The following is a 9,706-nucleotide window of genomic DNA, read 5'->3' on the forward strand; positions in this document are numbered from 1 at the left end:
ATCACAAGGTGATTTGAATTATCCATAAGATGATAAGAAACCAAGAGCATGGACATGTGTGTTAGATGAATTACAGAGAGAGTATGATATTTTATTTATTGTTTCATCTGGAAATTATGATTATGCAAAAGAACATGATGAAAAAGGCATATTAAAAGATTATCCTAAATATTTTTATACAGATGAACAAGCAAGAGTTATTGATCCTGCTGCTTCAAGTATTTCAATTACCGTGGGAGGGATGGCAAGTTCTTCAGTTCCTTTTGCATTACGTGATGAGACACTCAATGTTTTACCAATATCATTGAAAAATCAAATATCCTCTAGTACACGTATTGGATCAGGAATACAAAAGGCAATAAAACCTGAGTTTGTTGCGTATGGGGGAGATGATGCATTTAATACAATACTTTCCAAAACAAGTAAAAATGTGGGAACTTGCATAATGTCTCTTTCTAATAAGTTAACAGAAGGTATATTTAGTCAGGATGCAGGGACAAGCTATGCTGCTCCATATGTATCTCATATTGCAGCTTTAATATTGGAACGATATCCAGAAGCTTCTAATAATTTATTAAGAGCTATTTTGGTAAGTTCTTCCGATGTTCCAAGAGAAATTGAATTGCAGGTAGAAAAACTCGAAGATACAGAAACATTTATTGATATGCTTCAGCCGAGTTTTCGATTAAATGTTAAAGGACAAATAAAAAGTAATAAAAAGAAAATGCTACACTATTTAGCTGGATATGGGTATCCAAATCAGGAGGTGGCGACAGACTCTTTTGAACAGAGGGTTATGTTACTTGCAGATATGAGACAAGAAAATGCAATCGAAGTTGATAAAACCCATATTTTTGAGCTCCCTATTCCAAGAGAATTTGAGTCTGCAAAAGGGAAAAAAAGAATAACAGTATCATTAGCATATAATCCGGATGTTAGAAAAACAAGAATGGATTACTTGGGAAAAACGATGTCCTTTGAATTAATTAGAGGAAAAAGTTTGGAAGAAGTATATCAAGTATGTGCTTCACAAGCAGGACGTGATGAAGCGGATAAAGCAGAACGATTTGAAGCTAAATATGTTTGTAAAATGGAAGATTGTGGTAAAGCTTTGAGAGAACATGGCACTTTACAAAAAGGGACATTTGAGTTTACAAGGTCTTCATATGGAGACAATTATTATCTAGTTGTTGATTGCAAAAAGAATTGGTCAGAAGAAAAGCAAGACTATGCGTTAGTAGTTACATATCAAGTGGAGGATAAAACCGTAAAATTATACGAATTTTTAAAGAATAGGATTCGTGCTCCACGTAGTAGAGGTCGAGTGTAGAAACTGGCATAATTGAAATATTTGTTGTTGAGATAGCAATATTTCTGATATGCATATTAAGCAGTTGCTAATTGTAATTAATGATTTACTGTGTAATGAATAATATGACTTTAATATCTATGGGCATAGTATTTGTTATGTAGAGGTGAGATTTTATCGTTCTATCGTAAATAATAGCATGAAAATATAATATATGTACAGCGTAAGGGCAGTTATAGACCGTAAAGGTTTGTAGCTGCCCTTTTTGCGTTTACAGAACTTTTGGACAAAATGTCCAGAAGTGGAAAGGAGAGCTTACCCAGAACGTGGGTGACTTCTTACGTTCAGAGGAAATCGAGGGTATCTTGGGCAACAGTGACTTTGTGTATCTGTTAAACCAGAACGCAAAGGATCAGGCGATACTTGCAGACAAGTTAGGGCTTTCTGAAAAGCAGCTTTCCCATGTAACCAATTCCGAGCCGGGTTCTGGTCTGATACTGTTTGACAACGTGGTTATTCCGTTTGTTGACAAGTATCCGACAAACACCAAAACCTATGCGATTATGAACACCAAGCCGGAGGAAGCAGTTAAGAAAGATGAGGCGAGTTAATGGCAGATAAAAAGACAGGAAAAAGCACCGCTTCCCATAAAAAGGCTGTGAAAGAATTTCAAAAGGAAGGTAATCCAGACTTTCAAAAAAGCGGCGGCTCAGATTTTCAGCCGAGAGCTTCCGATGTCTTTCAGGAGAAAATAGGAGCTTCACAAAAGCCCAGCGCATCGAAAAGCCATGCGAAAAAGGAGTATGGGGAAACTTTTGGACAAAATGTCCAGAAGTCCGGTGCCGATAAGGAACAGGAGGAAAAGGCGACATTTACCAAAGCCGAGAACACGTTTTACGGACAGGATAATTCCGGTCAGACGGAGGAAAACGGGAAAAGGCAGGAAGAAAAAGAGGATTACCACCGCAGGGACACTTACAGGCAGTCACAGGAAAAGGGCAAATACCATAAAAAGCGTGTGCAGCGAGAGCATAAACACAGGGAAAAAGCCAAAGATACCGTTTTTACGGAAGATGCCGGAAAGGTCTTTACGGAGAATTGCGCTTCAGAGTTTACCGGAAGCGAGAAATTAAAAAAGAAACAGAAACAGGCGCAGAAAGCCGCAGAGAAGGTCAAAAAGGCAAGAGGAAAACTTCCCAAGAAGCGGGAATATACCTTACAGAGAGTCTTTGACGAGGAAACGGGTAAGGGGAAATATGTGGTTGTTCCGCTGGATAAGGAGAAGCCTTTTAAGCAGGAGAGCCTTTCTAAGACCACCATGCGGCGAATGCAGACGGAAAGCAGAAATTTCGTACATGGTAAGATTGCTGAGAACGAGAAGGAAAACTCTGCTGTGGAAGGTGCCCATAAGACGGAGCAGAAAGGTGAGGAGCTGATTGGCTTTGTAAAAAGGCACTATAAGGGAAAGGAAGCAAGACAGCGGGCGAAGATAGCGAAGCTGGAAAAGAAGCAGTTTCAGAAAGAGGTCAACTTCAAGTACCAGAAGTTCTTGGAGGGAAACCCGCAGATGCAGAAAAAAGCATTGCAGAAGCGTTTACAGAAACAGCGCATCAAGCGGGAGTACATGAAAGCAAGACAGAAGGGGGCTGCCACAAAAGCGGCGCAGGAAGCAGTGTCAAAGACTGCCAATACTGCAACAGCCATAGCAAAGAAATTGCAGGAGTTTGCAAGCAAAAATGCGGGTGTTCTCATAACGGTTGCTATCATGGCGGTGCTTCTTATTATGGTTATGACCTCGGTATCGTCCTGTGGGGCGATGTTTGCAGATACGCAGTCTACGGTGCTTGCGGCAAGCTATTTGAGCGAACCGGCAGAGATTGATGCGACAGACTTGCAGTTTACCAGATTGGAGCTTGACCTTCAGAATGAGATTGACAACATTGAAACCGATTATCCGGGATATGATGAGTATTCCTATAATCTGGGGGAAATCGGGCACAATCCGTTTACTCTGATCGGGTATTTATCGGCTGCCCATACGGAATTTACCGCAAGTGAAGTGGAAAGCGAGGTACAGGCTCTTTTTGATGAGATGTATACGCTGACTCTTACACCGGATACGGAAACAAGGACAAGGACAGTAACCAAGACAGGTACACGCACTGTTACTGATCTGGTAACAGGAGAGGAGACAGAGGAAGAATACGAATACGAGGAAGAGGAGGAATACGAAGTCAGCATATTAAGGGTGGTGCTTACGGTCAAACCATTGGAAAACATTGTTGCCGGAAAGATGGATGCGGAACAGACAGAGATTTATGCCATGTATGCAGAGATAGGCGGGCTTTTACAGCAGTTTGCTTCTCCGCTTAATCTGTACTGGTATAACTATATTTCAAGCTATTACGGATACCGCAAGAACCCGAACACAGGAAATGAGGAACTGCACAGGGGTGTGGATATAGCGGTGCCAACAGGCACAACCGTTTATGCAGCCCATGACGGTACAGTCACGACAGCAGCTTATGACAGCTATTACGGGAATTATGTGGTCATCGAAAAAGACGGTTATACTACAAAATATGCCCACATGGACAGCCTGAGTGTCAGTGCAGGTCAGAGCATAACCAAAGGGACGGTAATCGGAACTACGGGAAACACCGGAAGCAGTACCGGAAGCCATCTGCATATCGAGTGCTTATATAACGGAGAGTATTATAATCCGTTATTTTACTTTGATGTAGGCGAGGGAATGCTTTACGGGGAAAGTCCGGGAGGTGGCGGCGGCGCGCCGGGGAATGCCATACCACCGGATTCCTATGATGATGCAACCGTACAGGCACTTATGGAGGAAGCAGCCAAGTATTTGGGCTATCCGTATGTATGGGGCGGTTCGTCCCCGTCCACAAGTTTTGACTGTTCTGGTTTTGTGTGCTGGGTATTTACCAACAGCGGCGTACACAATCTGCCACGAACAACCGCACAGGGCATTTATGACCAGTGTACTCCCGTATCGGCAAGCGAAGCGAAAGCGGGAGACATTATCTTTTTCACAGGCACCTATAATTCAGCAGGTGCAGTCAGTCATGTAGGCATCTACTGCGGCAACGGGGTAATGATACACTGTGGCAATCCAATCAAATATGCTTCCATTAACACTCCGTACTGGCAGAGCCATTTTTACAGTTTTGGAAGATTGAATTAGAGGAAGTGAGATATTATGACAAAAAGCCAGAGAATAGAAAAGGAAATCACAAAGACAAAAGAACAGCTTGCCACCATACAGGCAAAGTTAAAGAACCTGGAAGAAGAAAAACGTATGGCGGAAAGAGCTGAAAAACTGGATATTATCGAAAAGCATAAAATCTCGTCCGAGAAGCTGCAATTACTTATCAAATTCAGCGAGGACGAGATTTTGCAGTTATTAGCACAAAAAGAAAAGGAGAGAACAGGAAATGAAGAAAAAGTTATCAGTTAAGGTGATCATGTCCCTTATCTTATCGGCAGTATTGTTCTGTATGCCGATTGGGGCATTTATGGCAAACAGCGATAATACCGTATCGGTACAGGCACAGGATACGGAAGCAGAGGAAAATGAGAGTGAAGCAGAAACATCGTCTACAGAAACGGAAGAAGAATGTGAACAGGAAAGCTCAACGGTGTCCGGCAATGACATTCCCACACCGGAATGTATCTGTAAGGAAAAGTGCTCACAGTATTCGGTAGATAAGGAATGTGAGGTCTGTAAAGAGGATTACAGCCTTTGTGAGTATGTGAATTCCAACGTGAAAATCACAATCAATACACCGACAGGGTGGCACAATGATACCACAAAGGTACCTGTCTTAGTTGAAGATGTGGCAAAGTCCGGCAACTTTACCGTAAAAAGCGTACAGGCGAAAGTTGCACAGAACGGAAGCTGGACGGACATCACAGAGGATATGTATGTGGAGATTTCGGAAAACTGCACCGTCTATGTGCTTGTGACAGACCAGAAGGGCAATACCTATGAGAAAAACCGTTACATCAAGTGCTTTGATTTTACCAAGCCAACCTTAAATGCGGCGGTCAGCGATGGTCTGTTAAGCGTACAGGCACACGATATGGATTCCGGCATCAAGGCAGTCTATGTGAATGGCTATGAATTTACAGAGCTGACGAATGGCGTGTTGAATATCCGTCTGCAACAGTTTGATGCAGGGTATCAGTATTTTACCATTTCCGCAATGGACAATGCCGGAAATATGTCGGAGGTCTATAAGACAGCCAACCCATATTACACCGATCCGGAAGCGGAGGACAGTAACGAAAGCGATCCGGCTAAGCAGCTCCCGGTCAGTGCAGAAGCAACCAAACCTTCCTCAGCAACCGGACAGGTAACGGAGCATACGAAAACGGACAGTGAGGGCAATACCACATCGGAAGCCAGTCTTGCAGAACAGAAAAAAGCTGCCATGCAGGAAGCAGATGCTTCGGAGCAGGCAGAAAACAATGCAGAGCAGTCAGAGAATGGGAAAGAGTTTTATACCATTCAGACCGCAAGTGATAAGGTGTTTTATCTGATTATCGACAGGGACGGTGATGAGGAAATGGTCTACTTCCTTACAGAGATTAGCGAAAATGACCTGTTAAATACGACAACGGATAACAGCGAGACACTTCCGAAAAATTCCGCAGCACTGGAGTCTGCAATCCCGGTAAGTGACAGAGCACTACCGAACAATAATGCAGAAACGGATAATGAGGAAACAGAAGAATTACCGGAGGATGGCGAGGAAAGTACGGAAGAAAGTACCGAGGAACCGGAAGAACAGCCCGCACAGACCGATAATCCGATGGGAACCTATATCGTTCTTGGCATCATTGCGGTTATTGGCATCGGCGCAGGCTACTATTTCAAGGTAGTCAAGAAAAAGAAAGAGCAGTTCCTTGATGAAGATGATGAGGAGGACGAGGAAGAAGAAGTCTTGGAAGATGAGGACAAAACCGAGGAGACAGAGGACGACTTCTTTGAAAAAGACGATGAGGAGGACGAATAAATGCAGTTAGTAATCGCAGAAAAGCCGAGTGTGGCGAAAAGCATAGCAGATGTATTGGGAGCCTTAGACAGACAGGACGGATATTTTGAGGGCGGCGGTTATCTTGTAAGCTGGTGCGTGGGACATTTAATCGAGCTTGCAGAACCGGAAAGCTATGGAGAACAGTGGAAGAAATGGACTTACGAGAGCCTTCCGGTCAACCCGGAGCATTGGCAGTATGAGATCAAGGAGGATACCAAAGAGCAGTATGATGTGCTCTATGGTCTTTTGCATGACAGCAGAGTGGACGAGGTAGTGTGTGCCACCGATGCCGGACGGGAAGGAGAGCTTATCTTCCGTCTGGTCTACAACATGGCTTCCTGCAAAAAGCCCATGAAACGCTTATGGATTTCATCTATGGAGGAAAGTGCCATAAGGGAAGGAGTTGAGAATTTGAAGCCGGGAAGTGACTATGATCATTTATACCATTCCGCACTTTGCAGACAAGAAGCGGACTGGCTTGTGGGTATCAACGGTACAAGGCTTTTTACCGTTTTATATGGCGGCAAGGTGTTAAAGGTGGGCAGGGTACAGACACCTACCCTTGCAATGCTTGTGGAGCGTGAAGCAAAGATTATGAATTTCAAGAAAGAGCAGTATTTTATGGCTCATATCCTCTGTGGCGGCGTGGATGCGGTCACAGAGAGGATTGACAATAAAACAGAAGCAGAAAATGTTGCAGGAGCTTGTCGGAACGGACAGGCTCTTGTTACGTCTGTGGAAAAGGAAGAAAAGACGGTGTCACCGCCGAAGCTCTATGACCTTACCACACTTCAGCGGGATGCCAATCGCCTATTCGGTTTTACTGCAAAGCAGACCTTGGAGTACACGCAGAGCCTTTATGAAAAAAAGATGTGTACCTATCCGAGAACGGACAGCCAGTATTTGTCTGACGATATGGAGCAGACTGCCGGAAATGTAATCGAAGCAATTTTCAGTTCCATTCTGTTTGAGGAAAATAGGATGTTCAATCCGGATATTAAGCGTGTATTAAACAGCAAAAAGGTTACAGACCACCATGCGATTATTCCCACAATGGAGATTGCCAAAGCTGACCTTGCAGCCCTGCCGGAAACGGAGCGAAAGATTTTATCCCTTGTGGCCAACAGGTTGCTGTGTGCTACGGGGGAGAAACATCTTTATGAAACGGTCAAGGCAGAACTTTCTTGTGGCGGTTACACCTTTACCACTTCCGGCAAGTCGGTCTTAAAAAACGGGTGGAAAGATTTTGAGGATGCCTTTAAGCGTTCTTTTAAGGCAACGGAAGAGAAAGAGCAGGAGGATAAGAAACTGCCAGAGCTTTCTGAGGGGCAGACCTTTGACGGGGTACAGACAAAGATCAGTGAGCATTACACCACACCGCCGAAGCACTTTACGGAAGATTCCCTTTTGTCTGCAATGGAACGAGCCGGAAACGAGGATATGAGTGACGATGTGGAGCGCAAAGGACTCGGCACACCTGCCACCAGAGCAGACATTATCGAGAAGTTAGTCAAGGACGGTTTTGTAAAGCGTGAGAAAAAGCAGATGCTCCCCACAGAGGACGGAATGAAGCTGATTACGGTGCTTCCCGATGTGGTGAAGTCCTCGAAACTTACCGCTGACTGGGAAAATGCCCTTACCCTTGTTGCAAAGGGCGAGATGGAGCGTGAAGACTTTATGGCAGATATTGAAACAATGGAATCTGACTTAATCCACACCTACCACGAAGTCAGTGACGAGCAGAAAAAGATGTTTGCACAGGAGCAGAAGGTACTTGGTAAATGTCCGAACTGCGGCGGAGAAGTAGTAAAGGGAAAATACGGAGCTTTCTGTAAGAATAAGTGCGGCATGAATGTAAGCCGGATCATGGGCGTTGCCCTGTCAGATGAACAGGTGGAAAGTCTGCTTGCCGGGAAAAAGACGCTGTTAAAAGGAATCACGAGCAAGGCGGGCAAGAAATACGATGCCTATATCATTCCGAGTGGTACGGAAGAATACCACTACACAAAGGACGGAGAAGAAAAGTCCGGAGCGCAGTTTAAGTTTGTCATGGAGTTTCCCAATAAGAAATTCACAGGAAAGAAAAAATAAAAGGAGGATGTAACAATGGGAGCAGAAGAAACAAAGAAAGTACAGGATAATGAGAGCAAGGCGGACAAGTTTGTCCGTCTTGGGGAGTATCGTGTGAACAAGGTCATTGATGCAATCGGCAGGCTTGAGAACCTTTCTAACCGCACCAATTATGAGTACACACAGGAGCAGGTGGAAGCCATGTTTTCCATCATGGAAAAAAGGCTTTTGGAAGTCAAGGGCAGATTTGCCCCAAAAAAGGAAAAAGAAGATACATTTTCACTTGGAAGAAAAGCAGAGTAGGGAGGAAAGCCAGAATGAAGCAGTTAGAAAAAGAAATCAATGTAACAAGCCAGAGAAACATGATGAAAAGGTACAAAATGTATGGTGCCACAGTATCAAAGCTGACAGAGAAATCACAGAATGACACTAAGAAGGGAGAGAGAAAGTAATGGAATACAGAGATTTTGTAGAACAGGTAAAAGAACAGATACAGGATTTTCTTCCTGAAAAGTTTGCAGATGCTGCAGTTGAGGTCAATCAGATTGTAAAGAATAATGACTGTGTTCTGGACGGTCTGATGGTAAGAACAGAAGAAAGCAATATTGCACCTACCATTTATCTGAATCCATATTTTGAGCAGATACAGGATGGTGCTGAATTGGATGATGTGTTAGCTCAGATTGCAAGTGTGTATCAGTCACATTATATAGATCATGATATAGATGTATCGGCAGTTACCGATTTTGACAAGATTAAGGAAAAAATTGTATGTAAGCTGATTAACGAAGAAGCAAATCAGCAGTTCCTTCAGGATAAACCGTACTCCAAGCTGGAAGATTTAGCAGTTGTGTATCAGATTTTCATGGATAAAACAGGAGAAGGAACTGCGACCATTACCATAACAGATAATCTGATGGATATGGAATCACACTTGAAGAACTGCATGACCAGGCATTGCAGAATATGGATACTTTGCAGCCACATAGTTTCAAAGGAATGAATGAGACGGTTGCGGAGATGATTGCAGTTGATATTGCAAGAGAACAAAATGTAGGTATGGATGAAGCAAAAGAAATGGCAATGCAGATGATGCCGGATATTCCCGATACCATGTATGTGCTGACAAATGATACAAAAGTAAATGGTGCTGCTGCAATATTAAACGATGATATCAGACAGGAGATTGCTGAGAAGGTAGGAGATTTTTATATGTTGCCTTCTTCAATCCATGAAACGCTGATTATACCGAAAGATGCGGGAATGG

At 43.5% G+C, this 9,706-nt stretch carries 8 protein-coding genes and 1 pseudogene; all 9 read left to right on the forward strand.

What is annotated here, in order from left to right:
* Positions 1-58: 58 nt before the first annotated feature.
* Positions 59-1,330 carry a S8 family serine peptidase gene (locus CCU_RS03780; RefSeq protein ID WP_243440849.1) on the forward strand — a complete coding sequence of 424 codons (1,272 nt, stop codon included), beginning with the start codon at positions 59-61 and terminating at the stop codon, positions 1,328-1,330.
* Between the two features lie 305 nt (positions 1,331-1,635).
* Complete coding sequence (locus CCU_RS03785; RefSeq protein ID WP_330369812.1) at positions 1,636-1,920, forward strand: hypothetical protein; 285 nt, start codon at positions 1,636-1,638, stop codon at positions 1,918-1,920.
* Entirely contained in the window at positions 1,920-4,514 is a 2,595-nt protein-coding gene (locus tag CCU_RS03790; RefSeq protein WP_015533634.1) for a peptidase, read from the forward strand. The genes CCU_RS03785 and CCU_RS03790 overlap by 1 nt, the downstream gene beginning before the upstream one ends.
* A gap of 15 nt (positions 4,515-4,529) precedes the next feature.
* A complete protein-coding gene (locus CCU_RS03795; RefSeq protein ID WP_015533635.1) occupies positions 4,530-4,787 on the forward strand; it encodes a DUF4315 family protein in 258 nt (85 codons plus the stop codon).
* On the forward strand, positions 4,765-6,348 hold the full coding sequence (locus tag CCU_RS03800; protein ID WP_015533636.1) for a CD1107 family mobile element protein: 1,584 nt from the start codon (positions 4,765-4,767) through the stop codon (positions 6,346-6,348). Before CCU_RS03795 ends, CCU_RS03800 begins: the two co-directional genes overlap by 23 nt.
* Positions 6,349-8,460, forward strand: a complete 2,112-nt coding sequence (locus CCU_RS03805; protein WP_015533637.1) for a type IA DNA topoisomerase — start codon at positions 6,349-6,351, stop codon at positions 8,458-8,460. It begins immediately after the preceding gene.
* 15 nt (positions 8,461-8,475) lie between these two features.
* The gene (locus tag CCU_RS03810) at positions 8,476-8,742 is read left to right on the forward strand and encodes a hypothetical protein (RefSeq protein ID WP_015533638.1); all 267 of its coding nucleotides are present in this window, start codon (positions 8,476-8,478) and stop codon (positions 8,740-8,742) included.
* Positions 8,743-8,756: 14 nt separating this feature from the next.
* Positions 8,757-8,891: a hypothetical protein gene (locus tag CCU_RS14255; RefSeq protein WP_015533639.1), complete on the forward strand. Its 135-nt coding sequence runs from the start codon at positions 8,757-8,759 to the stop codon at positions 8,889-8,891.
* Positions 8,891-9,706, forward strand: a pseudogene (locus tag CCU_RS03815) (DUF5688 family protein); the annotation flags it as partial. The gene CCU_RS14255 and the pseudogene CCU_RS03815, both read left to right, overlap by 1 nt.

It is taken from the genome of Coprococcus sp. ART55/1 (assembly GCF_000210595.1).
In the GTDB taxonomy this organism is placed as follows: Bacteria; Bacillota; Clostridia; order Lachnospirales; family Lachnospiraceae; genus Coprococcus; species Coprococcus aceti.

Coding starts and splice junctions, on each gene's coding strand:
- CCU_RS03790 (WP_015533634.1), top strand. CDS start 1,920: ATGGCAGATAAAAAGACAGGAAAAAGCACCGCTTCCCATAAAAAGGCT.
- CCU_RS03795 (WP_015533635.1), top strand. CDS start 4,530: ATGACAAAAAGCCAGAGAATAGAAAAGGAAATCACAAAGACAAAAGAA.
- CCU_RS03800 (WP_015533636.1), top strand. CDS start 4,765: ATGAAGAAAAAGTTATCAGTTAAGGTGATCATGTCCCTTATCTTATCG.
- CCU_RS03805 (WP_015533637.1), top strand. CDS start 6,349: ATGCAGTTAGTAATCGCAGAAAAGCCGAGTGTGGCGAAAAGCATAGCA.
- CCU_RS03810 (WP_015533638.1), top strand. CDS start 8,476: ATGGGAGCAGAAGAAACAAAGAAAGTACAGGATAATGAGAGCAAGGCG.
- CCU_RS14255 (WP_015533639.1), top strand. CDS start 8,757: ATGAAGCAGTTAGAAAAAGAAATCAATGTAACAAGCCAGAGAAACATG.